The sequence below is a fragment of the Aeribacillus sp. SP014 genome (assembly GCF_054055575.1).
On sequence record NZ_JBSRXI010000001.1, the window covers coordinates 1905191 to 1929886 of the forward strand.

Annotated in this window: 19 protein-coding genes, 2 tRNA genes and 1 pseudogene; 13 read left to right on the forward strand and 9 right to left on the reverse strand. The window is 38.8% G+C overall.

Annotation, left to right across the window (positions count from 1 at the left end; all coding sequences use genetic code 11):
• The first annotated feature begins 1069 nt into the window (after positions 1-1069).
• Positions 1070-1849, forward strand: coding sequence for a TIGR00266 family protein (locus tag ACVIJU_RS09365; RefSeq protein WP_063389744.1), 780 nt, complete (start codon positions 1070-1072; stop codon positions 1847-1849).
• A gap of 163 nt (positions 1850-2012) precedes the next feature.
• Positions 2013-3689 (forward strand): dihydroxy-acid dehydratase, encoded by a 1677-nt coding sequence (gene ilvD / locus ACVIJU_RS09370; RefSeq protein ID WP_063389594.1) that lies wholly within the window; start codon positions 2013-2015, stop codon positions 3687-3689.
• 481 nt (positions 3690-4170) lie between these two features.
• On the opposite strand, the gene ACVIJU_RS09375 is transcribed toward ilvD, so the two are convergent.
• From ACVIJU_RS09375 to ACVIJU_RS09390, 4 genes are all read right to left on the reverse strand, one after another.
• Positions 4171-5709: a solute symporter family protein gene (locus tag ACVIJU_RS09375; RefSeq protein WP_094245693.1), complete on the reverse strand. Its 1539-nt coding sequence runs from the start codon at positions 5707-5709 to the stop codon at positions 4171-4173.
• Positions 5710-5764: 55 nt separating this feature from the next.
• The gene (locus ACVIJU_RS09380; RefSeq protein WP_456687504.1) at positions 5765-6058 is read right to left on the reverse strand and encodes a DUF485 domain-containing protein; all 294 of its coding nucleotides are present in this window, start codon (positions 6056-6058) and stop codon (positions 5765-5767) included.
• 276 nt (positions 6059-6334) lie between these two features.
• On the reverse strand, positions 6335-6862 hold the full coding sequence (msrA, locus tag ACVIJU_RS09385) for a peptide-methionine (S)-S-oxide reductase MsrA (protein ID WP_094245694.1): 528 nt from the start codon (positions 6860-6862) through the stop codon (positions 6335-6337).
• A gap of 54 nt (positions 6863-6916) precedes the next feature.
• Positions 6917-7237, reverse strand: a complete 321-nt coding sequence (locus tag ACVIJU_RS09390) for a hypothetical protein (RefSeq protein ID WP_456687505.1) — start codon at positions 7235-7237, stop codon at positions 6917-6919.
• Between the two features lie 551 nt (positions 7238-7788).
• On the opposite strand from ACVIJU_RS09390, the gene ACVIJU_RS09395 reads away from it, so the two are divergent.
• Both ACVIJU_RS09395 and ACVIJU_RS09400 read left to right on the forward strand, forming a co-directional pair.
• Entirely contained in the window at positions 7789-8523 is a 735-nt protein-coding gene (locus ACVIJU_RS09395; RefSeq protein ID WP_066246619.1) for an SDR family NAD(P)-dependent oxidoreductase, read from the forward strand.
• Positions 8524-8670: 147 nt separating this feature from the next.
• Entirely contained in the window at positions 8671-10011 is a 1341-nt protein-coding gene (locus ACVIJU_RS09400; protein ID WP_311067339.1) for an MATE family efflux transporter, read from the forward strand.
• 21 nt (positions 10012-10032) lie between these two features.
• On the opposite strand, the gene ACVIJU_RS09405 is transcribed toward ACVIJU_RS09400, so the two are convergent.
• A complete protein-coding gene (locus ACVIJU_RS09405; protein ID WP_456687506.1) occupies positions 10033-10665 on the reverse strand; it encodes an NUDIX hydrolase in 633 nt (210 codons plus the stop codon).
• A gap of 151 nt (positions 10666-10816) precedes the next feature.
• On the opposite strand from ACVIJU_RS09405, the gene ACVIJU_RS09410 reads away from it, so the two are divergent.
• Positions 10817-10960 carry a hypothetical protein gene (locus tag ACVIJU_RS09410; protein WP_158640157.1) on the forward strand — a complete coding sequence of 48 codons (144 nt, stop codon included), beginning with the start codon at positions 10817-10819 and terminating at the stop codon, positions 10958-10960.
• A 317-nt stretch (positions 10961-11277) separates the two neighbouring features.
• Complete coding sequence (locus ACVIJU_RS09415; protein WP_063389587.1) at positions 11278-12468, forward strand: MFS transporter; 1191 nt, start codon at positions 11278-11280, stop codon at positions 12466-12468.
• Positions 12469-12505: 37 nt separating this feature from the next.
• On the opposite strand, the gene ACVIJU_RS09420 is transcribed toward ACVIJU_RS09415, so the two are convergent.
• Positions 12506-13363, reverse strand: a complete 858-nt coding sequence (locus ACVIJU_RS09420) for a TetR/AcrR family transcriptional regulator (RefSeq protein WP_063389586.1) — start codon at positions 13361-13363, stop codon at positions 12506-12508.
• 149 nt (positions 13364-13512) lie between these two features.
• Between ACVIJU_RS09420 and ACVIJU_RS09425 the strand changes: the two genes are divergently transcribed.
• Positions 13513-16659 (forward strand): efflux RND transporter permease subunit, encoded by a 3147-nt coding sequence (locus ACVIJU_RS09425; RefSeq protein ID WP_456687507.1) that lies wholly within the window; start codon positions 13513-13515, stop codon positions 16657-16659.
• 169 nt (positions 16660-16828) lie between these two features.
• Here ACVIJU_RS09425 and ACVIJU_RS09430 read toward each other — a convergent pair.
• Both ACVIJU_RS09430 and ACVIJU_RS09435 read right to left on the reverse strand, forming a co-directional pair.
• Positions 16829-16916 (reverse strand) — tRNA-Ser (locus ACVIJU_RS09430).
• 1 nt (position 16917) lies between these two features.
• Positions 16918-16994 (reverse strand) — tRNA-Pro (locus ACVIJU_RS09435).
• A gap of 141 nt (positions 16995-17135) precedes the next feature.
• Between ACVIJU_RS09435 and ACVIJU_RS09440 the strand changes: the two genes are divergently transcribed.
• From ACVIJU_RS09440 to ACVIJU_RS09450, 3 genes and pseudogenes are all read left to right on the forward strand, one after another.
• On the forward strand, positions 17136-18104 hold the full coding sequence (locus ACVIJU_RS09440) for an MBL fold metallo-hydrolase (protein WP_456687932.1): 969 nt from the start codon (positions 17136-17138) through the stop codon (positions 18102-18104).
• A 10-nt stretch (positions 18105-18114) separates the two neighbouring features.
• A pseudogene (locus ACVIJU_RS09445) lies at positions 18115-18929 on the forward strand (pirin family protein).
• 253 nt (positions 18930-19182) lie between these two features.
• Entirely contained in the window at positions 19183-20562 is a 1380-nt protein-coding gene (locus ACVIJU_RS09450) for a methyl-accepting chemotaxis protein (protein ID WP_456687508.1), read from the forward strand.
• A 606-nt stretch (positions 20563-21168) separates the two neighbouring features.
• Here the strand turns inward: ACVIJU_RS09450 and ACVIJU_RS09455 are convergent.
• Complete coding sequence (locus ACVIJU_RS09455; RefSeq protein ID WP_327856835.1) at positions 21169-21444, reverse strand: hypothetical protein; 276 nt, start codon at positions 21442-21444, stop codon at positions 21169-21171.
• 137 nt (positions 21445-21581) lie between these two features.
• Here ACVIJU_RS09455 and ACVIJU_RS09460 point away from each other — a divergent pair, with 137 nt between their 5' ends.
• The 3 genes from ACVIJU_RS09460 to ACVIJU_RS09470 all read left to right on the forward strand — a co-directional run bounded on the left by ACVIJU_RS09460 (position 21582) and on the right by ACVIJU_RS09470 (position 24687).
• Positions 21582-21899, forward strand: coding sequence for a helix-turn-helix domain-containing protein (locus ACVIJU_RS09460; RefSeq protein WP_063389580.1), 318 nt, complete (start codon positions 21582-21584; stop codon positions 21897-21899).
• A 651-nt stretch (positions 21900-22550) separates the two neighbouring features.
• Positions 22551-24011: an aldehyde dehydrogenase family protein gene (locus ACVIJU_RS09465; RefSeq protein ID WP_066246629.1), complete on the forward strand. Its 1461-nt coding sequence runs from the start codon at positions 22551-22553 to the stop codon at positions 24009-24011.
• A 400-nt stretch (positions 24012-24411) separates the two neighbouring features.
• A complete protein-coding gene (locus ACVIJU_RS09470) occupies positions 24412-24687 on the forward strand; it encodes a metal-sensing transcriptional repressor (RefSeq protein ID WP_063389602.1) in 276 nt (91 codons plus the stop codon).
• The last annotated feature ends 9 nt before the right edge of the window (positions 24688-24696 follow it).

Below are 24696 nucleotides of genomic sequence, written 5' to 3' on the forward strand. Positions count from 1 at the left end.
TTAGTATTGGAAAAAGTTTACTGAACATAAAGCTAGGAGGGGGAGGACATCAATTGTTTTGAGCGCTGGAAGTTTCGATGCCCTCCTTTGTGTTGACATGAAGATATTTATGATTACAGCCTTTCACGGCTGCAGAGAAAGTAAATGTGATCAAATAAGTGAGAATCCGAAAATGGAAGTTCTGCACATGATAGGGATTGAGCATTTGTTTTTGGCGAAAAAGCTCTCTTCAATCTTTAATTTTTTACGATGAAGGCTCAGATGTTTTCAACTAAAGCCCCGAATTGTTGAAGTGTATGTTTCACATACTATTCTCCAGCTTTACATAGGAATTTTTATCAAAGACAAGAAATCATTCTATATTATTTGCACGATAAGATTCATTTGCAGCTGCTTTCCTTTGTTGAAGTAAAAATAAAAATACACCTAATAAAAGGTATTATCTATAATTTCTCAAATTGCTTCTGCGAAATTATTTCAGCAGCGATCCAGAACGAATATTCCATATCCAGTGATGTTAGTTTATTCGAAAATCTATTACTCAGATAATTTCATCAATTAACTTTTTATATTATCTTTATAAACTGGTCAGCCCTGTATGAACTGTTCGAGCTGTACCAATACCTCGTTAGTTTTTTCGGATTTAGAGGCTGATTTTCTCGCTCCTAAATCGATTAAATTCGATCAAATTCTGTTTTGCTTTTTTAAAGGATAAATTCTAAATAAACAGGATTTTTGATCAAACTTTCAATTTTATATAAGACGATTATTTATCAAACTTTATTTTACATCTGCATTTTGCAAATGAAGTAGATATATCGTTTAACTGAGCAGCCGTTAATCCTTTGGCTTTTTTGCTGCAAGCAATTCTTTTTCCTTGCCTAGGACAAAACATTCATATTGCACCGAAGCCCGATTGAAAAAGAAATCGAACGGATTGCTCAAAGTGGTATTATGCACTGGTTCTATGGTCATAGAGATTCTTAAAAAAATTATGGCAATATGGATGAAAAAGAGCTATGATGAGTATATTACATATTCAAAAAATTACAATTATTGGGGTGAAACTATGGTCGCTCATGAAATTGAATACAAACTTCATGGAGACGATATGCAATTTGTCGAAATTGAACTTGATCCTGGCGAAAGCGCCATAGCAGAAGCCGGCGCCATGATGATGATGGACGATGGTATTGAAATGGAAACAGTATTTGGTGACGGAAGTAATCAATCAAAAGGTTTATTAGGTAAACTTGTTGGCGCAGGGAAGCGTTTGATTACTGGAGAAAGCTTATTTATGACAGTGTTTACAAATCATCAGATGGAAAAAAAACATGTTTCCTTTGCCGCTCCGTATCCCGGAAAAATTATTCCGCTTGATTTAAAGGAATTCGGCGGGAAGGTCATTTGTCAAAAGGATTCATTTCTTTGCGCTGCAAAAGGGGTTTCCGTCGGAGTTGAATTTCAACGGAAATTAGGGACAGGATTTTTCGGCGGTGAAGGGTTTATTATGCAGAAGCTTGAGGGAGATGGATTAGCTTTTCTTCATGCAGGCGGAACGATTATCCAGAAGGATTTGCTCCCAGGAGAAAAACTTAAAATTGATACAGGCTGTTTAGTAGCAATGACAAAAGATGTTGATTACAATATCGAATTTGTCGGCAAAGTGAAAACGGCATTCTTTGGCGGCGAAGGTCTGTTTTTCGCAACCGTACGTGGACCGGGTTCTGTTTGGGTGCAATCATTGCCCTTCAGCCGTTTAGCTGACAGAGTTTTGGCCGCGCAAAGTGGAGGCAAAGATGAAGGCAGCATTTTAGGCGGAATTGGGGATTTGTTTGATGGAGATTGATTATTTGCAATGACAAGAGGAAGCGGCGCATACGATTCCTCTTTTTTTTAATGAAAAAGGCCATAATAAAAACCTTTGTGAAAAAAATAAAATAGTAGTATAATATTTAAATATTAAAATTAATTGAAAATTAAAAAAGGAATTAAAAGCGGGGGGATTTATTTTGGCGCAATTACGCAGCAACATGATCAAGAAAGGGTTTGACCGTGCACCGCATCGAAGCTTGTTGCGCGCAGCTGGTGTAAAAGAAGAAGATTTTGATAAACCGTTTATTGCGGTTGTTAATTCATATGTGGACATTATTCCAGGCCATGTTCACTTACAAGAATTTGGAAAGCTTGTAAAAGAAGCGATTCGCGAAGCTGGAGGCGTGCCATTTGAATTTAATACGATCGGTGTCGATGACGGAATTGCAATGGGGCATATCGGCATGCGCTATTCACTGCCAAGCCGAGAAATTATTGCTGATTCTGTTGAAACAGTCGTCAATGCACACTGGTTTGACGGCATGGTCTGCATTCCGAACTGCGACAAAATTACGCCTGGTATGTTGATGGCAGCTATGAGGATTAACATTCCGACGATTTTTGTCAGCGGAGGACCGATGGCTGCCGGAAGAACAAGCGACGGCCGGAAAATTTCCCTATCTTCAGTTTTTGAAGGAGTAGGAGCTTATCAATCAGGAAAAATAGATGAAAACGGATTAAAAGAACTTGAAATGTACGGCTGTCCGACTTGCGGATCTTGTTCAGGCATGTTTACAGCAAACTCAATGAACTGTTTGTCTGAAGCATTAGGTTTGGCCCTGCCAGGGAACGGAACGATTTTAGCTGTTTCGCCTGAACGGAAAGAACTTGTCAAACAAACGGCAAAACAATTAATGAAATTGATCGAAATGGATTTAAAACCTCGTGATATTGTGACGGAAAAAGCAATTGATAACGCATTTGCTTTAGATATGGCGTTAGGTGGTTCGACCAACACGGTCTTGCATACTTTAGCCCTTGCCAATGAAGCAGGCGTTGATTATCCGCTTGAACGGATCAATGAAGTGGCGGAAAGAGTGCCTCATTTAGCAAAGCTTGCGCCGGCATCTGATGTTCATATTGAAGATTTACATGCAGCTGGGGGAGTTTCCGCCGTATTAAATGAGTTGACGAAAAAAGAAGGAACTCTTCATTTAGACTGCATGACGGTAACAGGAAAAACGCTCGGTGAAAATATTGCCGGATGCGAAGTAAAAGATTACAACGTTATTCGCCCAATTGATAATCCGTTTTCTGAAAAAGGCGGACTTGCCGTATTATTTGGAAGCCTAGCTCCAGATGGCGCTATCATTAAAACAGGCGGCGTTCAAGGAGGAATCACTCATTTTGACGGCCCTGCCGTAATTTTTGATTCTCAAGAGGAAGCGCTTGAAGGAATTGCGAAAGGAAAAGTAAAAGAAGGGGATGTTGTCATCATTCGCTACGAAGGTCCTAAAGGAGGCCCGGGAATGCCTGAAATGCTTGCGCCGACATCACAAATTGTTGGGATGGGTCTTGGACCGAAAGTTGCTCTCATCACGGATGGACGTTTCTCCGGTGCATCCCGCGGTTTATCGATTGGTCACGTATCACCTGAAGCTGCGGAAGGCGGACCGATTGCCTTTGTAAAAGAAGGAGACCGTATTGTGATCGATATTGAAAAACGGACGATTGATGTGCATGTTAAAGAAGAGGAATGGAACAAACGAAAAGCGGAATGGAAAGGCTTTGAGCCAAAAGTGAAAACCGGTTACTTAGCTCGCTATTCCAAACTGGTTACATCTGCTAGCACAGGCGGCATTATGAAAATTTGACGTCACTAACCGCCCCCTTTTTCAAAAAATTAAAAATTGGACAGATTTTCCTATATTATTCATAGCTGCACATATTTCTAGAAAGACGCGACTGCCGCGTCTTTCTAGCATTTTTCAGATGATCTCACTTGATTTGGCGAATTTTTCTGATCCAATACTGCTGGAAAGATGAGGGGAAGCAACATACAGAAAGTGTGAAACAAAGATCTGCTCATCTCGTTTTGACGCATATAAAACAGAGAAAGGATTCAGAAGAAGCACGAGAACGGATTGTTTTTTTCATTATGAAATTATGAAAGCCCATTTTTTAATGATTTCAAATGGGCTTTTTCATGTTTTAAAGTTGAAGGGGGCTGTCCAGAAAGTCAAATCGCCATTGAAAACAACACCGATATATCAACGTTTCTAAAACATTAATGGGGGCGTCAATAAGCCGTAAAAACGACTTATCAGACACCCCCTTCATCTATTTTTCAAGCGCTTACATTTCGGCTTCTTTATATCCAGTATTGGCTTTAAACGTCACTTCAGCATATTTTTTCTCATCCCGCTTGGCGGAAACAAGCGTACCAATCAAACCACCGATAAAACCTGCTGGTACTGATATGAGCGCTGGGTTTGTCAGCGGGAAAATAGGATCGCCGACAAAAAAGGCTTTTCCAGCTTCAGGATGAATGACATTTGGGCTGATTGACACTAATACAATCGCTGTAATTAAACCAGCCAGCATGGCAGTGACCGCTCCGGCAGTGTTAAATTTTTTCCAATAAATCGTATAAACAATGACGGGCAAATTAGCGCTTGCCGCTACACAAAACGCAAGAGACACAAGAAATGCAACATTTAATGATTGAGCGCCAAGGGCTAGCAGGATTGAAAATGCGGCAACGCCTACAGAAGCCCATCTTGCAGCTAACACTTGCTGTCTTTCCGTAGCTTTTCCTTTTTTAATGATCTGTCCATAAATGTCGTGCGCGAATGCGGACGCACCAGACAAAACTAAACCTGCAACAACAGCTAATATTGTTGCAAAAGCTACTGCAGAAACAAAGGACATTAAGAAATCTCCTCCAAGCGCTTTCGCAAGCAGCGGCGCCGCCATATTTCCAGCAGGATTTTCGGCTATAATCGTTTCTGAACCGACAAATTTGGCTGCACCGAATCCTAAGAAGATTGTCATGACATAAAAGATTCCGACAACCCAAGTTGCATTAACTACTGACGCACGTGCAGTTTGTGCATCTTTAACGGTAAAAAAGCGCATTAATATGTGAGGAAGCCCTGCCGTTCCCAACACTAAGGCAAGCATCATTGAAAGTAAATCGAGCGGATTTTTAAATACAATTCCTGAATGTAAATAGTTTTCGCCGTGTGGAGTCGCTTGTGACATCTCGTTAAACATGCCAACGATATTAAAGTTAAATTTCAATAAAACAAGGAATGAAATAATGACCGTTCCTGCCATAAGCAATACAGCCTTTATGATTTGCACCCAGCTAGTTGCAGTCATTCCACCAAATAATACGTAAATGGTCATCATGACTCCAACGATCAATACGGCGATCCAATACTCAATCCCCAATAACAATTTAATGAGTGCACCTGCACCAACAAGCTGTGCGATCATATAAAATATAACAATTGTGATGGAACTAAGAGCAGCTGTTGCACGGACTTTTCTTTCACTGAATCTTGAGTTGATCATATCTGCGAGTGTATATTTTCCTAAATTTCTGAGAGGCTCTGCAACGATGAATAGAACGAAGAGATATGCGGTTAAATAGCCGATGCTGTAGTAGAAACCATCAAATCCATTCAATGCGATGGCGCCTGCGATACCAAGAAATGATGCGGCTGATAAATAGTCTCCAGCTATCGCAAGTCCATTTTGCCACCCAGTCAAGCCTCCGCCGGCTGTATAAAATTCGTTTGCGGTTTTTGTTCTTTTTGCAGCCCAATACGTGATATATAACGTGACTAAAAGAATGATTAAAAACAGAATAAATGCTGGTACACTCATGAAAGTGCAGCCCCCTTATTTTATATTTTCTTCAATAATTTCTTCCGCCAATTGGTCAAATGTTTCCGCTTTTTTTTACATACATCGTAGCGAACACCCAAACCATGACAAAAAGACCAAGCGAATAGAGCCATGTCCATGTAATCCATCCGATTGCTTTATGCTCCAAGATGGATGTATAACCCGTGAGAATCGGCAATAAAAAGTAAGTGATGAGAAAAACGATTATAATGGGTACAATAAAATTCCGCTTTTTTTGAATCAACTGTTGAAATTTGCTCGTTGCAACAATTTTCTCATAATCGAGAATGCGCTCCCCCTGTTCTTTTTCCTTTCCGAATGTTTCCATTGTACCATCCCCTTTCTTTGGTAATATTCGTAATTTTTTGTCAATTACAATAATAAGTTATGCTAAAAAAATAGTCAATCATTTTTGTAAAACGTTTTCAAAATTTCGTTTGTAACATTTTGGAAGTGAGAGGCTGCATTGACACACAAAATGGAATCGTTTACACAAATGCGTTTGGATGTCCGGAAATCAGGAAGCTGAATGAATGCATAATCAGTGATGGCCATTCAAAAAAACAGTAAAATCTATTGTAAGATTTTACTGTTTCGATCATTTTTATTTCCAATGCTTTCGCAAAAATTCATCCCGTCCGGATATTTCCCGATCTTTTTTGTATGCTTCTGGATTTTTTTGATAAAAATTTTGATGATATTCTTCTGCTGGGTAAAATGGCGCAGCCGGTAAAATTTTGGTTACGATCGGTTTATTGAATTTTCCGCTTTTGGCTAAGGCGAGTTTAGATTGTTCTGCCAGCGTTTTTTGCTCATTTGAATGATAGAAAATGGCTGTCCTGTACTGACTGCCTCTGTCGTGGAATTGTCCGCCGTCATCGGTCGGATCGATTTGCTGCCAATAAATTTCAAGGAGCTTATCATATGGGAACACCGTTGGGTCAAATTCGATTTGTACCGCTTCATAATGCCCAGTTGTCCCTGTTTTGACCTGTTCATAAGTAGGATTTTCAACATGCCCGCCCGTATAACCAGAAATGACTTTCTCAATGCCGTCCCACTGGTCAAAAGGTTTTACCATGCACCAAAAACAGCCTCCGGCGAATGTTGCTTTCTCTAGCTTCTTCTCCAATTTCTTCACTCCTGGTCCAGTTAGAATGAGTTAAAGTTTAATAATATCATAAAGTTAATGGCAAATCCCGAGATTAAACAGTAAAATTTTAAATTGCCCAGCGATAATAGCTATCCATAAAATGGAGGCTATAGAATAGATCGCGGTTCGTTTTCTAAAATTTTTATATTTCAAGATAAAAAATGCCGCTACTGATACGATGGAAAAGAAAACAGTTAAACCTAACATTCCGACAAATGGAGTAGACCAATAATAATTGTTAAAAATCGGGATGAAGATTGTTGGTGTGTAAAACTTTGACAGCGAATAGATGCCAAACAGCCATGAGATAATCATGAAAACAAAGATGGAAACAGTTGTCAATTTAATTGCCAAAGGTATCTCCTTTCTGACTTTTATTCCGATCTGTTTAATTGTATTTTATGTATGCTGCACGTTGTTGTCAATTGATTAAGTTTATAAATGATATAATAAATGAGTGAGCTATCTAAAAGCGACTAAATTGAAGAAATGTAAAATCTGCAGCCGAAAAAAGGCAATACAAAAAAATTAATTCGCTTCCGTTTAGGCGAGTAGAGTGGATCTTTTTATATCAGGCTGCGTGTCTTCTGAGCTAACAGTCAATCTTTTTCAAGGGGGACTCTTTTTTCGATTTAGGGGAGGGGAAGGTTGCAAGCTTCCAGCTTTGCAGCCAGATTGAACTAGTAGCTCGAACACAAGATGGTGAAACCAACCTTTTAAGCAGCCGAAGCGAAAAGGAGGAAAAAAGCTTGCATAAAAGATCTTTAGACGGTTTCTGCGTTCAACGAAAAAAGTCTATCTTTAAATGAAAATTTTCAATATTGTGGGGCTGACCCTGTTATTTCCAACGGAAGTAATCGAAAACAAGAGCAGGATTTTAAAAAACGATAAGAGGAGGAATCGACATGGTCTTTGCAGGAAAAACAGTCATTATAACCGGCGGTGCACAAGGGATCGGGAAAGCGATCGTTTCCGCCTATGCAAAAGAAGGAGCAACAGTTGTGATAGCGGATGTGAATGAACAAAAAGGAAAGGAAACAGCTGAGGAATATGGAGCGACGTTTATCAAAACGGATGTCAAAAATCATAAGGACGTCATCAAATTAATAGAAACGGTCAAACATACAACGGGAAGAATCGATATTGTGATTAACAATGCAGGTGTTTCAAGATTTAAATCTCTTTATGAGCTAACGGTTGAAGAATGGGATGACATATTACAAACAAATCTTCGCAGCGTATTTTTATTTGCAAAGGAATCTGCAAAATATATGCGAGAAAATGAAAGGGGAGGTTCGATCATTAATATTGCTTCAACAAGAGCGTTCATGTCTGAAAAAGATTCGGAAGCGTACGCTGCGTCTAAAGGCGGCATCGTTGCTTTAACACACGCTTTAGCTATTTCATTGGGGGAAGACAAAATCAGAGTCAATTGTATAAGCCCCGGCTGGATTGAAACGAACAACTATGAACTGCTTACTGAGCGCGATCATCTACAGCATCCTGCAAAGCGAGTCGGAAAACCGGATGATATTGCCAGAGCGTGTTTGTTTTTAACTCATCCCGACAACGATTTTATTACGGGAGAAAATATTATTATTGACGGCGGCATGACGAAAAAAATGATATATGAAGAATAAATCTTGATAAAAGGTAAGGAAGCAAGAGAGCCCCATTCGTTCAAAAAAAGCTCTCAGCAGGACGTGGTCGTAAATCCTTCACCGAGTGGCACTTTGCTTATTCGAAGGCTGCGTCAATGTAAGATGAAAGAAAAAGGTGATTCTTGGATGAAACAGACGGATTACTCAGAAGGAAATATTTTAAAGCAGCTCATCACTTTTTCCTCGCCTATTTTATTAACGAACTTGCTTCAAGTTTCGTATCAAATAATTGACAGTTTATGGGTTGGAAACTTGCTGGGGGCTCGTGCATTAGGGGTGGTGTCTCTCTCTGGAACTGTCATTTTCACAATTCTTTCTTTCATTATCGGGATCAACCAAGCAACATTAACGATTTTGTCCCAATTAAAAGGAAAACGCGATGAACAAGGGTTGAAACGGTATGTGAATGCCTTTGTTGTCACGCTGTTTATATTATCGATTTTGCTTGGAGTTTTTGGATTTATTTTTGCTGAACGGATTTTATTTTTGCTTGGAACACCTGACAGTTTAATTGCAGATGCATCCTTATACTTGCGAATTAATTTTCTTGGAATTATTTTCTTATTCGGCTACAATTTTGTGGCGACATTGATGCGTGCGCTTGGAGAAAGCAAAGCCCCGGTTTATTTTGTTGTTTTGGCTGTTCTTTTAAATGCCGCTTTAGATCCATTATTTATTTCTGGATTTCAATTCGGCATAGCCGGAGCGGCTTATGCAACAGTGATTTCCCAAGGGATCGCCTTTTTATTCGGAATATATTTGGCGATTCATTACAAATTAGTTCCTTTTACATGGCCGCGTATGCCGAAAAAAGAAGAAGTTTCTCTTATTTTAAAAATCGGGGTTCCGTCCGGCATGCAAATGATGGTCATTTCCGCTGGAGTGACGGCGATCATGAGCGTTGTAGCTAGTTTTGGCGAAGACGCGCTGGCCGGATTCGGCGCTGCTCAGAGGCTCGATAATATTATCTTGCTTCCCGCAATGGCCCTCGGAACTGCTGTCAACAGCTTGGCAGGCATAAACATCGGTGCCAATCGATGGGATCGAGTTTATAAAATTGCTCAATATGGATTGATGTATAATTTAGCTATTATGGTTTTGATATCATTGCTAATTCTCTTTTTCGCCCGTTTTGGTGTGGAATTATTTATCCAGGAGGAAGAAGCGGTGCAATTTGGTGTGAATTATTTAAAAATCGTCGCTTTCTTCTATCCGTTTCTTGGCATCAATTTTGTGTTAAACGGTGTTGTTCGTGGATCTGGTGCGATGATGCAAGTCTTAATTTTAAACATCATCTCGTTTTGGGTGCTGCGTTACCCGCTCACATACCTTTTTTCCAATTGGATCGGCGAAGACGGCATCGGTGTCGGAATGGGCGTCAGCTTTGTTATTTCCAGCTTATTCGCCTTTTTATATTTTAGGCTCGGCGGGTGGAGGAAAAAAGAATTGTTTCACGGTACAGCTTAAATAAACAGCCATCCCATAAAACTATTTTAGGGATGGCTCGCTCTCCAGCATATCGATAAAATAGTAGATCATCCGGGCTGTCAGCCCCCAAATCACTTTATCTTTATAATAATAAAAATGTTCTTCTATTTTCGGTGAATTCCATTTATATTTTTTTCCCCCGATGATGCTTTCATAAGGAAAATTTTCTTCAGGTTCTGCCCGAAAATGAACTTCATAAATTTCTGGCTTCGTTTCTAAAAAGAATTGAAAAGGAACTGTAAATACTTCGCCGACTTCGTCTTTGTTTGGCTCTAACGAAGCGTCAGGATCGATCATGCCAACAAAAGGATAAACAACCGTTCCGTAGGCAGTCATCACATAATCAAGCGGATATACATGCTGAATCATATCGGCTGAAATACCTAGCTCTTCTGATGTTTCGCGAATAGCTGTATGTTTTGCATCGTGATCGGTCGGCTCAACTTTCCCACCTGGAAAACAAATCTCGCCGGGCTGCCTTTTTAATTTTTTGGCGCGTACTTCAAACAACAAATGAACTTCATCATTTATTCGCATAAACGGAAGCAATACCGCAAATTTTACTAAACGATCCATCCCAATTATCGTCGGAGTATGATTTTTAACCTTCTTTATAATATCTTCGATCTCCATACTGTCACCTTCAATCTAACATAATCGATTAATTTCATTATAAATGAAAAAAAGAACTGGTTGGCGAATGGCATGCATATTTTCGAATAAACGTAAAAAATTTCGCAACAATAAATAAGAAGATGATGATATATATGAGAGGTGAGCAAAAATGAAGTGGTTTAAAAACAAAAAACGTACACATGAACAAACGGAACTCGAAAGAAGAACGGATGTACATGACTTATATGAACCGTCCCGTGAAGCATATGGTCAAGCCTATAACGTAGAAGATGGGACAAAAAACAAAAAATAAAAATTTTATAGACAAAATGCTGTCTCCTATTCCTTTTTAAATGGCGAAGATCTACAGAATATATAAATGATTTCTGTGGATCTTTTTTAGTTGTTAAGGATTTTTCTGAAAGTAGAAATTTCAAGGAATTGTACCTTTTGCAATAAATGAAACGCTGCAAAGATGGTCTGAAATTGCGATTATAGGATTCATATGCCGGTGGCACAATATTATGTTTCGTTTATAAAACAAAAAACATGACAATTATGTAAAATATGATATAGTTTACATATAACAAAACATATGTAAAGACATCAGAAAGAGGTGAAGTTGACAAGATGAAAGAGATGTCAACAAAAAAGCTATTAGGCATTGCGGGACTCGCATGGCTTTTTGATGCAATGGATGTCGGCATTTTATCTTTTATCATTGCCGCGTTAAAAGAAGATTGGAATTTGACGGCAGAACAAATGAGCTGGATCGGGAGCATCAACTCGATCGGCATGGCTGTAGGGGCATTTTTCTTCGGTCTCTTGTCAGACAAAATTGGCAGAAAAACTGTCTTTATTATCACATTATTGTTATTTTCGATCGGCAGCGGCCTGTCGGCTTTTACAACCACATTAGCAGTATTTTTGCTGTTAAGATTTTTTATCGGCATGGGGCTGGGGGGTGAATTGCCAGTAGCATCAACGCTAGTATCAGAAAGCTCGCCGACAAAGGATCGGGGAAGAATGGTCGTGCTGCTTGAAAGTTTTTGGGCTGCAGGATGGTTGATCGCGGCAATTATATCTTATTTTGTTATCCCTCAATTTGGCTGGCGTCTCGCCCTTATTTTAACAGCTCTTCCGGCTTTTTATGCGATTTATTTGCGCATGAAGCTTCCGGATTCAAAAAAATTCAAATCGATACAAACAAAATCAAATGTATGGAAAAATATCGCAGCTGTCTGGTCAAAAAAATATGTGAAACAAACAGCTGTACTTTGGGTGTTGTGGTTTTCTGTTGTTTTTTCTTATTACGGGATGTTTTTATGGCTTCCAAGCGTTGTGATGATGAAAGGCTACAGTTTAGTGCAAAGCTTTGAGTATGTTCTTATTATGACGATTGCACAGCTTCCGGGATACTTTAGTGCGGCGTGGCTCATTGAACGAATCGGTAGAAAATTTGTTCTTTCTCTTTATTTATTTGGCACTGCACTGAGCGCATTCTTTTTCGGATTTTCCGATACAACGGCAGAGCTTTTAATATCTGGAATCTTTTTATCATTTTTTAACTTAGGGGCTTGGGGAGCGCTTTATGCTTATACACCTGAGCTTTATCCAACAGAAATTCGCGGGACAGGTGCGGGAATGGCCGCATCGTTTGGAAGAATTGGTGGCATTTTCGGGCCTTTATTAGTTGGTTATTTAGCCGCTCTCAAAGTTTCCATGGTAGCCATTTTTTCAATTTTTTGCGCTGCCATTATTATTGGAGCATTAGCTGTTCTATTGTTTGGACAAGAAACAAAAGCGTTGGAGCTGGAGTAAAAATACAGCCTCTAAAGGAATTAAACCCTTTAGAGGCTCATTTAATTTGAAAATAATCAGCTAGTTGATTGGCCAAGTAGCGTAGTTCAGGATATTCATGGAGATTTGACAACATTCCTTTAATGACCGGAGTTCTTGGCTTTTCAGCCGTTATTTCAGCTTCTAACACTTCAATCGTAATGTTTAACTGTCCATCATCGATTATAGAACGGCTCATTTCTTTTATCTCATTTAAAATGTTCAACGGATGGCTAGGGGATTGAGGATGATTGAACATTTTGGTCATGATCTCAGCTGGAATGATGGGGTCATTTTGTTTTGCCAGCATTCCTTTGACTAAATCATCTGCTGTTTGCAAAATGTATTTTGCCAATTTTTCCTCATCTACTCTCACCCTATTTTCAAATATGAGGAACTGAATGAATGAAAAAAAGATTCCTTGAACGATAATGTTTACATCTGCTATATACTTATCAATTGACTTGCCGTAAATGTTTTTCAGATTGTTTGTTAAAAAATGAAAAAAATCGTTTCTTAGGTTTTGTAACAACGAATCAATTTTTTCATTATTTTCTTTTAAATTTTCATGCATCTGCGTAATAAATATTTCTTTATGCGCCAAAAATTCTTTTAATTGAACAGACAATTGTTTAATAAACCGCTCTTTTGGATCTTCGTAATTTGCCCCGATTTGCTCCGTTTTTTTCTTTAACTGACTAAAAAACTGCTCCAATAATTTAATTAACAGCTCGTCTTTTGACTTGAAATAAAAATAAAACGAACCTTTCGGAATGCCACATGCATTGGTAATTTCTTGGATGGAGGTGGAAGAAACGCCTTTTCGAGCAAACAGCTTCATCGCAGCTTCAATGATTAAACGTTCTTTTTCTTTCACATGAACATCCCCTTATTGTCGGAAAAAATTTTATTAGTTTAGTTGACTACTAGTTAACCGGTCAATTATAATGACTATATAGTCAACTTACTATAAGTATGTATAAAAAAAGGAGAATTGTCAAATCTTCATGAAAGGAATGGGACTTGGTGGAGAACATTATTAAATTTTCGCTCCGTAATAAACTGGCTATTTGGATTTTAACTATCATTGCAATTTTTGCGGGACTATTTTCTGGATTTAATATGAAGCTGGAGACGATCCCGGACATAAACACTCCCATCATAAGTGTTACGACTACATATCCAGGTGCAACCCCTGAAGAAGTACAAGAGAAAGTGACGGTTCCTATTGAAGAAGCTGTTCGCAATTTGAACGGGGTGGAAATCGTCAGCTCTAATTCGTTTGAAAATGCATCTTCTATTCAAATCGAATACAAATTTGAAAAAGATATGGAACGAGCAGAAGAGGAAGCTGAAAAGGCAATCGAACAAGTCGAACTTCCTGATGGAGCAGGAGAGCCTAAAATTGCAAGATTTAGCATGAACGCTTTCCCTGTTTATACAGTGAGCTTTTTTGATGAAGGAAAAACACTTCCTGAATTAACTGAACTGGTTGAAGACATCATTGTTCCTGAATTGAAAGGAATTGATGGAGTAGAAAGCATTGTAACTTCTGGACAGCAGGTAGAAGAGGGGCGGCTTGTTTTTCATCAAGACAAATTAAAAGAGCTCGGGCTAAATGAGGAAACAATAAAAAATTATATTCAAGGTGCGGATCTCCGTGCGCCATTAGGTCTTTATACATTTAAAGACACGGAAAAGTCTGTTGTCGTTGACGGAAATATTACGACAATTGACGATTTGAAAAAGCTTAAAATCCCAGTCACAGGATCAGCACAAGGGCAGCAAGCCGGAGAGGCGCAAATGAGCCAAGTGCCAAACGGTTTGTCTGGAGCAAATGGTGCAGCGCCAAATCAGGCGATCCAGCAGCAAAGCATTGAATTGCCAACAGTCGAATTAGGAGAAATTGCCGATATCGAAATCGTCGGAAAAGCTGAATCCGTATCAAGAACGAACGGAAAAGAAGCAATCGGACTGCAAATTGTAAAAGCTACTGATGCGAATACAGTTGAAGTCGTAAATAAAGTAAAAGAAAAATTGGATGAATTAAAAGACGAATATAAAGGCCTCGGAGTCGTTTCAACGCTGGACCAAGCAGAACCGATTGAAAAATCTGTTGAAACAATGCTGAATAAAGCTCTGTTCGGTTCGATTTTTGCAGTTATTGTCATTTTGCTGTTTTTGCGCAACATTCGTTCAACGTTGATTTCCGTGGTGTCAATTCCGCTTTCCATATTAATTGCATTAATCATTTTGCGTGAAATGGACATCACGTTGAACATGATGACGCTTGGAGCTATCACAATGGCGATCGGCCGCGTCATTGACGATTCGATTGTCGTCATTGAAAATATTTACAGACGGATGACATTAAAAGGGGAGCCGTTAAAAGGGAAAGAGCTGATTATTGCAGCGACAAAAGAAATGTTTATTCCTATTATGTCCTCAACCATTGTGACGATAGCGGTTTTCTTGCCGCTCGCATTTGTCGAAGGGATGGTCGGACAGCTATTTATGCCGTTTGCCCTTACGATTGTATTCTCGCTTTTAGCGTCCCTTTTAGTGGCGATTACTATTGTGCCGGCACTTGCTCACGTTTTATTTAAAAAAGGAGTAAAACGGAAAGGCGAAAAAGAAAAGGAAGCTGGCTTTTTGGTTACTAACTATAAAAAAATATTAAATTGGTCTTTGAACCATAAATGGATAACATCATTGATTGCGATTCTGCTTCTTGTCTCCAGTCTGTTTTTAATTCCTGTCATCGGTGTAAGCTTTTTGCCGAATGAACAAGAAAAGCAAGTTATCGTAACGTATGATCCGGATCCAGGGCAAACGCTGGAAGAAGTAGAAGATATCGCATTGAAGGCAGAAGATTTCCTTGTCGACCGTGATCATGTAAAAACGATTCAATTGTCTGTCGGAAGCGAAAATCCGATGAATCCTGGAAATCGAAATCAGGCCATTTTCTTTATTATGTATGAAGATGACACACCGAATTTTGAAAAAGAAAAGGAGAAAATTGTTAAAGACTTAAATGAATTAACGAACGAAAAAGGCGATTGGGGCACCATTGACATGATGATGGCAAGCAATGAGTACACATTGTATGTGTTTGGCGATTCGATGGAAGATATTGAGCCTGTCGCCCAAAAAGTGCAAAAAATCTTGGAAGATGAAAAAAACTTGAAAAATGTCGAATCAGGTTTATCGAAAACTTATGATGAGTTCACGTTTGTTGTTGATCAAGAAAAGATGAGCAAGCTAGGATTGACCGCTGGGCAAATTGCGATGGCATTAAGCCAACACCATGAACGGCCGGTTTTAACAACAATCCAAAAAGAAGGTCAAGACATTGAAGTTTATATTGAAGGGGAAGAGCAAACATTTGATTCGATTGATGAGATGAAAAAGAAAACCATTCAGTCCCCACTTGGCATGAATGTGAAAATTGGAGATGTAGCGAAAGTAAAAGAAGGCGAAACATCCAATACGATTACTAGACGCGACGGAAAATTTGCAGTATCAGTCAGCGGAGAGATTACTACTAATGACGTTAGCCAAGTAAATGCAAACATTCAAAAGAAAATAGATGGTTTAGAATTGCCGCCTGGTGTGAACATTGAAACAGGTGGAGTGTCCGAACAGATCAATGAGTCGTTTTCACAATTAGGATTGGCTATGCTCGCTGCCATCGCTGTTGTCTACTTTGTGCTGGTGGTTACGTTTAGTCAAGGACTTGCGCCTTTTGCCATTCTATTTTCACTTCCATTTACCGTCATCGGCGGATTTGTAGCGCTATGGCTTGGGGGAGAAACATTGAGCGTTTCAGCTTTGATCGGTGCGCTCATGTTAATCGGTATTGTTGTGACGAATGCGATTGTGTTAATTGACCGTGTCATTCATAAAGAGCGTGAAGGACTTTCTACAAGAGATGCGCTCATTGAAGCAGGGGCAACTCGTCTAAGACCGATTTTAATGACTGCGCTGGCAACAGTTGGAGCATTGCTTCCTCTCGCATTAGGTTATGAAGGAGATGGAGGCATGATCTCGAGAGGACTTGGTTTAACCGTCATCGGCGGATTGACCAGCTCGACTTTGCTGACTCTCATCATTGTTCCAATCGTCTATGAAGTATTAAGCAAATTTAGAAGAAAAGCTCCAATCGAGGAATGATAAGCAAAAAACCTGAAAAGCACTAAATAGGCTTTTCAGGTTTTTTGCATAACTTGCTGAAACAGTTTTTATGAAAATAAGAATATCAATTGTTTTGAAAAATTTTTAAAAGGGTCAATTATTCAAATTCCGGCAATAAAAAAACGCGCTAAAAAGCGCGTTTTTTAAACGGAGAAGGTGAGATTCGAACTCACGCGGCGGTTGCCCGCCCTAACGCATTTCGAGTGCGTCCCCTTCAACCACTTGGGTACTTCTCCATGGTCGGGAAGACAGGATTTGAACCTGCGACCCCCACGTCCCGAACGTGGTGCTCTGCCAAGCTGAGCTACTTCCCGAAAAACGTCAGCATTGATATTATATATTAAAATAAAAAATTTGTCATCAAAAAATTTTAACCAATCAACAAAAAGTTTGGAAAAGGAAATTAATCTTTTTTTGTTGAATTATGTAGTAGGCAAATAAAAGAAAGGAGTCACATAACATTGAAGGTACAAAACATTGGCGATGACATCACATTAATTGATCTTTTTGACTTAGGATTAGAAAACAGAACAGGGGCTTACGTTCTTCACGAAAAAGAGCTGACCATCATCGAAACAAGCGCGAGCCCGTCTGTCCCATATTTATTAAAAGGTCTTGATAGTTTAGGAATTGATCCGAAGGATGTTCAAAACATCATTGTTACGCACATTCATTTAGATCATTCGGGAGGTGTCGGGCTTTTCCTTAAACATTGCCCAAAAGCAAAAGTGTTCGTCCATCCCCGCGGGAAACGTCATTTGCAAGATCCATCCAGATTAATTGCCAGCGCCAAAATGGTGTATGGAGAGGAGCAATTTCAAAAATTGTTTGATCCGATTTTGCCCGTGCCAGAAGACCAGCTAGTTGTAAAAGAAGATTTGGAAACGCTTCAAGTAGGCGATGATCGCGTGCTGACGTTTTATCACACACCAGGTCATGCGAATCACCATTTTTGTATACATGATTCCAAAAGCAACGGCATCTTTACCGGCGACACGATCGGAGTTTTTTATTCAATGCTCTTAGATTCAGACTTAGAGTTTTATTTGCCGTCTACTTCTCCTAACCAGTTTGATCCGGATAAAATGCTTGAATCATGCGAAAGAATCGAAGCATTAAACGTTTCAAAAATATTTTTCGGTCATTTTGGCATGAGCGAGCATCCAGAGGAAGTTTATAAACAGCTAAAATATTGGCTGGACATTTTTGTAGATCAAGGCAAAGCGGTTGTAAAAGAGCATGGAAGCTTGCCATTTGAAGAAAAATCAAAGCTTCTATCTGATAGATTGTACAGCACGTTGCAAGATTACTTAAAGAAAAAACATATTTCCGAAGATCATCAAGTGCACGAGTATATAAAAATCGATATGGGCATTTGTGCGCAAGGGATTATTGATTACTTGCAAAAAGCAGAAAATAGATAAGGAGGCTTGTATGGAAAGAGATATACGCAAAATTAAAAATGTTGCGTTCCAAACGAATAATCCGATGGGTTTATGTTAGAACCTGGTAATTGGGAGGAATATGATCGATTTTAATGCTTGCGGAGGATATTTTTCAGCAAGGGACGTTTGACCTTCATCCCCATCGGGGAATCGAAACTGTCACATATGTAATTGACGGGATTTTAGAGCATTTTGATAACAAAAATGGATATGGCAAGCTAAAGCCGGGTGATGTTCAATGGATGACTGCTGGAAGAGGAGTAATCCATCAAGAAGATCCTGCACCTGGATCTACTGTTCACAGTCTGCAACTGTGGGTTAATTTGCCGAGTTCAAAAAAACTGACCGCTCCCCGCTATCAAAATTTGAAAAGTGCTGACATGCCAGTTAGAAAAGAAAAAGGAGCGTTGATTCGGATTTTTTCTGGATCGTCAAAAGGTATTCAAGCGCCGACTAAAAAATTACGTTCCTGTCATGATGGTAGAAATGATTCTGGAACCTGATGCGTTCGTTCATCAAGATCTTCCGGGAAGCTATAATGGTTTTCTTTATATATTGGAAGGAAAAGGCTTGTTTGGTGCGTCCAAAACAAAAGGGGAAAAAGGGCAAGTGCTGTTTTTAACAAAGGGTGCTGAGGGAGAGGAAAGCTTCATAACCGTCACAGCGACAGACAAACTCCGGCTGCTTCTATATGCGGGAGAACCTCTCCATGAACCTGTCACAGCTTACGGTCCGTTTGTTATGAACACGAAAGAAGAAATACGGCAAGCAATCGTCGACTATCAAACAGGAAAGTTTGAATGAAAGAGAATAACAGCTTGATAAACTCTCCGCCTTTTATGCACGGAAGGAGAGTATTTTTTTGTAAATAAAAATTATTTCTCGGGAAAGCGCAAAATTCAACAATGATAAAGAAAAAACGAGAAAAAAGGTAGCATCTGTCGAATGGTTGTATATTGAAATGTTTTGTGTCAGATTATGTGACATAAATCATGTTTCGTTCTTGTTCGGCTTGTTACAATAAAGAGTAAATTAGTGGAGACAGTAGGTGATAAATATGCTGTTTTTAAAAAAATGGAATCGAGCAGCGGATCATGAAGAAGATAGACAAAAAAAACAGATGGAGGATTCGTTTGCGGCACAGGTGGAAGTTGCTGCGGATCAATTAAAAGGCGTCATTGAGCAAATGAAATTAACCGCTGTTTCCCTTGATGAACGATCTTCCTCGAGTAAAAAAAGCACGTTTCAGCTATTAGAGCATATTGAGCAGACCGCGCAAGACACAAATAACGTTTCAGAAAAGATGCGTAAAATTGAAGAGGTAGCTGTGAAAATCACAGCATCTTCCCAAGAGATACATTCCTCAAGTATATTATTTTATGAACAGCTCGTAAAATCGAAATCGCAGCTGCAAAAAATACAAGAAGAAACGGAACAGCTGCGGCAAAATCATTTGAAAATTCTTGATCAAATGGATCGGCTCGTTTCTTTTTCCAAACAAATGGATCACATTCTTTCTTCGATTGGAGCGATTTCCCAAAAAACAAAAATACTTGCATTAAATGCAAATATCGAATCGGCAAGAGCCGGAATACATGGGAAAAGCTTCTCGGTCGTTGCAAATGAAATTGGAAATTTGGCAAACCAAACGCATGATGCGGTTGAAGAAACACATCAAATTCTTTCTTCGATTCAATCAGAAATTGAGTTTTCGACCAAAATGGTAAAATCGGAAAACGATCAGATGAAAAAGAATGTGGCTGAATTACTATCTTTAATTGATGTTATCCATTCTTTTCAAACATCGTTGGGCAAAATCACATCAATGGTATCGGATTCGAAAGACGCTGTCGAATTGCAGTGTGATCATGTACAGGAAATTACTACGGTGCTCAAGCAAATATCAGATATGGCTCATGAAAATAAAACATATGCACTGAGAGTTTCAGAAGATATGGATAAGCAGCACCAGCATATTGAAGAGATGATTGCCATCAGCGAGACATTGGATCAAACCTCTAAAGAGCTGCAAACGTTAGTCAAAAGGGATCAGCTTCAACAAATTACAGAAATAGATTTGGCAAAAATCAATGAAATGAAAGAAAAAGTGATGAATCTTTTATCACAATTTCCATTGTATGAACTAGATGCGGATGTTCATAAAAAAGCATTGGATCAATTTTTTGAGGAGAACGCGCATATCGAAGCTATTTGGTCGAATCGACTGGACGGTACATTCGTTTATTCCAACCCTCCTGCAGGCTTAATAAATGCAAAAGCCCGTCCTTGGTTTATCGAAGCTAGTAAAAATAAAATCTTTATATCAAGCATCTATACATCTGCTGTTACAAAAAAACCGTGCATCACCATTTCCTTCCCCATTCATAAGAACGTAGACATCGTCGGGGTTATCGGTGTCGATTTAATAGTAAAATAAGCAGATGGTTTCAATCCTTTTTGAAACGATATAATTTTCGCCCTTTTATTTAAAAATGCGGTTTCACAACCGCGTTTTTCTTTTCTCTCAAACAAGAAAATTGAAAAAAAGAGAATGAATACTCAAAAAATTTTCAGAAAGATTAGCCTGTTTTTCTGCTCGATCCATCCGCTTCTCTTTAACTCCGCAACACAATGCTTAAAGCATTTTTTTAATGACGGATAAGAACATGTCTTTTTTCTCGCTTCCATTACGAGCTGCAAAATTTCCCCTTCGCTAAAGCCGTTTCTCTTGTTTATATGGAGCAAATAAAAACAAGTCAATAAAATCCAGACACACACTTCAGACAAATTTCCTTTGGAAAATTCTTCAAAAACGAATTCCGGGACTTGAAAATACCTATTTTTTACATTTTTATGTAGATGCTGTTCAATAATTGATTCATGATGGTCTTTTTTATACTCATTATTAAATATGTAGAGAGGCAGTGAAAAATATTGTGCGTTACGATGTTCATAGAAAGAAGGATTTAATTCATTTGTCAACATCTTGACCCCCAAAAACCCTTTTGATCAGCATGAACGGGAAATATTTTCGTAGAATTGTTTATTTTTGGCTGGTGCCCGCTTTTGTTTCTTCCAGTTTGATAAGAAAGGAAATGACATCTGCAAGTGCTTGCCTATAAACTAGCAAATTTTGAGTATCCATCAAACAATAGATGGTTCCTTTTAAATCATCGCAATCGTTTTTGGCTATGCCCAGCTTTTTAAGCTTTTCTTCAAGCTCGTTGTATAGAGCTTTGAGCTCACGGTTTTGTCGATTTAACAAAGCTTGCTCAATTCGATTATAAGCGAATTCATTGAAAGCTTGCTCAAAGTTCATCTATGCTCACCCAACCCTTTGAAGATAAAAATGAATAAAAAATATTCATTTTTATAGTAATACAAAACGAATTGAAAGTAAAATAGGAAAACGTTAAACTATATTATAGATGAAGTAGCAAAGAAGGAATGTAACAGATGGAAATCAATAAAAAAATCGGAGAACAAATAAGAGAAGTGCGAAAAAAGTATAATATATCGATGGTTCAACTGGCCGAGGATTTGGAAATTTCTCAGCCAAGGCTTTCCAGAATCGAAAATGGTGAACAAGAAATTCCTATTAGCCTCATTCAAAAATTTTGCCAAAGATTTAATATACCGATGGGAAGCTTTTTTAAAATGATCGATAACGAGGACATATCCCTTGTTGATGATCAAGTAGAACATATTCTTTCTACTTTAAATGATGAGCAAAAGAAAGCATTATATGTTTTTTTATCTTCTTTTCAAAAATAACCCTCCATCCCTTGATCCCTTCATGAATTCGTGACGAAAGGCAGACCGAAAATAAACGAACAAATGTTCCTTTTTATTTTACCATGTTTTGATAGTTTTTGGAAGCGGTGAGAATCCTCTTTATTTTATTTTTATGGAGAGTTGAATCACCGCTTTTTAGATCCAGGCAAGTAACTGCCGTATCATATGCACAGTAAAAATGGAAAATGCTGATGCATCGGCTTAAAATATTTTGCTAGAATGTAAGAAGCCAAAAAGTATGTTTGAACAAAACTATATACAGTTGATCTACTTTTCAAAAGCACAATCAAATGGAACTTCTGAACCATTTCAATAAAAATGACTCGAAAATCATTTAAACATTGCCGTAATATAGCGAGAAATATTTGGGATTTGAGTTGGAATGGAAGTCGGCAGCGAAACATATTTATCTATAAAACGGAGCATAACTGCTATGTTGATGCAGCTTACTGAAAATCTTACAGTTCTCAATGAAAGGTTTTTTAGAAGCTTGCCAATTTCATGGCGGACCAAGCAAATTGATACAATGACAGCAGGACGAAAAATATGAAATGATGTTTAATGATTGACAGCCGCTCCATAAACTAATAAAATTGGATTGAAAATTCGGAATTTTTAGGAGGGGACCAAATGGAGAAATTTGAGAACTACAATAAAAGCTATATTAACGGACAATGGGTTGAAGGAAAAAGCGAAAGCATATTTGAAGATGTTAATCCTTACGATAATTCCCTCATCACAAAAGTGCGTTTAGCAACAAGAGAACAAGTGCAAGAAGCATTTGAAATCGCTCAACAGGCACAAAAAAAATGGGCGAAATCGTCTGTTGAAGAAAGAAAGGAAGTTATTCGAAAAGCAGCAGAATATTTAAAGTCTCATCAGGATGAAATTGTAAGCGTTATCACTCGTGAGACAGGCGGAACTGTTTTAAAGGCGAATGTAGAATTGCACTTGACGCTGGAGGTTCTCGAAGAAGCCTTGAACTATGCAGGAGCCATACATGAAGTCAGGGAAGTCCCAAGTGCAATTGAAGGGAAAGTGAACAAAATTTACCGTCTTCCGCTCGGAGTGATTTCATCAATATCACCGTTCAATTTCCCGATGAATTTATCGATGAGAACAATCGCTCCTGCGATTGCATTAGGAAACAGCGTTGTCCATAAACCGGATATACAGGTAGGTCTTGTTGGAGGCTCGATCATTGCGAAAGCATTTGAATATGCCGGACTTCCAAAAGGAGTCTTCAACATGATTTTAACCGATATTCCTGAAATCGGTGATGAAATGCTGACAAATCCGATTCCGCGCTTAATTAGTTTTACCGGCTCCACCGCCGTTGGCAGACATATCGGTGAAATTGCTGGCCGCAATTTGAAACGGGTTGCGCTGGAGCTTGGAGGCAACAGTCCGTTTGTCGTGCTGTCGGATGCCAACGTAGACCAGGCAGTGAACGCCGCTGTTTTCGGCAAGTTTATCCACCAAGGACAAATTTGTATGATCGTCAATCGCTTTATCGTTCATAAAGATCATTACGATGAATTTGTGGAAAAATTTGTTTCCAGAGCAAAATCTCTTCCTTATGGGAACCCTTCCGATCCCAATACGGTCATTGGACCATTAATCAATGAAACGCAGCTGAAAAAAGCTTTAAGCTACATTGAAGAAGCTAAGAAGGAAGGCGCAACACTTGTCTTAGAAGGGAAAAGAGAAGGAAACGTCCTCACTCCATTTGTCTTTACGAATGTCAAAAATTCAAGCAAGCTCGCGCAAACAGAAGTTTTTGCGCCCATCGCGACAATCATTAAGGCTGAATCAGATGAAGAAGCGATTGAAATGGCAAATGACACCGAATATGGTTTAAGTTCTTCTATTTTCACCAGCGACTTGAATAGAGGGGAACAGCTTGCGTTGTCCATTGATTCAGGCATGACCCATATCAATGACCAAACAGTCAATGATGCTCCAAATATTCCATTCGGCGGAAACAAAGGAAGCGGTTTAGGACGTTTCGGAAATCCATGGGTTGTCGACGAATTTACCGTGACAAAATGGGTTTCAGTTCAAGAAAAAGAGCGTCAATTTCCGTTTTAATGATGACAACTCCCTATACATTGTGTAGGGAGTGATTTATTGTAAGAGGAATTTTGGACGAGGAAATTCCTTTTGGGGAATAAGCGATAGTTCTAGAGAAAAATATAAAAATACATCCTCTTTATAAACGAAAACAATTTCATGAAGGCACCTCTCATGCTATCTGATTTTTTATTAAAACGAATCTTACCAATTTTTGAATTTTATTGTCCACTCTTAAGTATGCGGTCAGCTTTTGCAGAAAATTGTGTTTCACGACTTGATAGAGTTGAATCTTTGTAAAAAAAACTAGAAAGATGAATCATTTGCTTTTTATACCTGTAACGGGTATAATGTATACAAACGAAAGAGGGGAGGGGTGTCAGTGACAGAAAATGAAAAACATGATCACGAGAAAATAATGGTTCCTAGAACTTCTGATGAAATAGACAAGCTTTTAAAGAGGCTGAAACGGATTGAAGGGCAGGTTCGTGGGGTACAAAAAATGATTGAGGACAATCGTTATTGCATTGATATTTTAGTCCAAATTTCAGCCATTCAAGCTGCGCTGCAAAAAGTAGGTTTCAACCTGTTGGAGCGGCATGCCAGCCATTGTGTTGCGAAAGCGATCAAAGAAGGAAGCGGTGATGAGTCGATTCGCGAGCTGATGGATGTGATCAAACAGTTTTCTAAATAAGAGGTGGAA

Coding starts and splice junctions, on each gene's coding strand:
- ACVIJU_RS09365 (WP_063389744.1), top strand. CDS start 1,070: ATGGTCGCTCATGAAATTGAATACAAACTTCATGGAGACGATATGCAA.
- ACVIJU_RS09375 (WP_094245693.1), bottom strand. CDS start 5,709: ATGAGTGTACCAGCATTTATTCTGTTTTTAATCATTCTTTTAGTCACG.
- ACVIJU_RS09380 (WP_456687504.1), bottom strand. CDS start 6,058: ATGGAAACATTCGGAAAGGAAAAAGAACAGGGGGAGCGCATTCTCGAT.
- ACVIJU_RS09395 (WP_066246619.1), top strand. CDS start 7,789: ATGGTCTTTGCAGGAAAAACAGTCATTATAACCGGCGGTGCACAAGGG.
- ACVIJU_RS09400 (WP_311067339.1), top strand. CDS start 8,671: ATGAAACAGACGGATTACTCAGAAGGAAATATTTTAAAGCAGCTCATC.
- ACVIJU_RS09405 (WP_456687506.1), bottom strand. CDS start 10,665: ATGGAGATCGAAGATATTATAAAGAAGGTTAAAAATCATACTCCGACG.
- ACVIJU_RS09410 (WP_158640157.1), top strand. CDS start 10,817: ATGAAGTGGTTTAAAAACAAAAAACGTACACATGAACAAACGGAACTC.
- ACVIJU_RS09415 (WP_063389587.1), top strand. CDS start 11,278: ATGAAAGAGATGTCAACAAAAAAGCTATTAGGCATTGCGGGACTCGCA.
- ACVIJU_RS09450 (WP_456687508.1), top strand. CDS start 19,183: ATGCTGTTTTTAAAAAAATGGAATCGAGCAGCGGATCATGAAGAAGAT.
- ACVIJU_RS09455 (WP_327856835.1), bottom strand. CDS start 21,444: ATGAACTTTGAGCAAGCTTTCAATGAATTCGCTTATAATCGAATTGAG.
- ACVIJU_RS09460 (WP_063389580.1), top strand. CDS start 21,582: ATGGAAATCAATAAAAAAATCGGAGAACAAATAAGAGAAGTGCGAAAA.
- ACVIJU_RS09465 (WP_066246629.1), top strand. CDS start 22,551: ATGGAGAAATTTGAGAACTACAATAAAAGCTATATTAACGGACAATGG.
- ACVIJU_RS09470 (WP_063389602.1), top strand. CDS start 24,412: ATGGTTCCTAGAACTTCTGATGAAATAGACAAGCTTTTAAAGAGGCTG.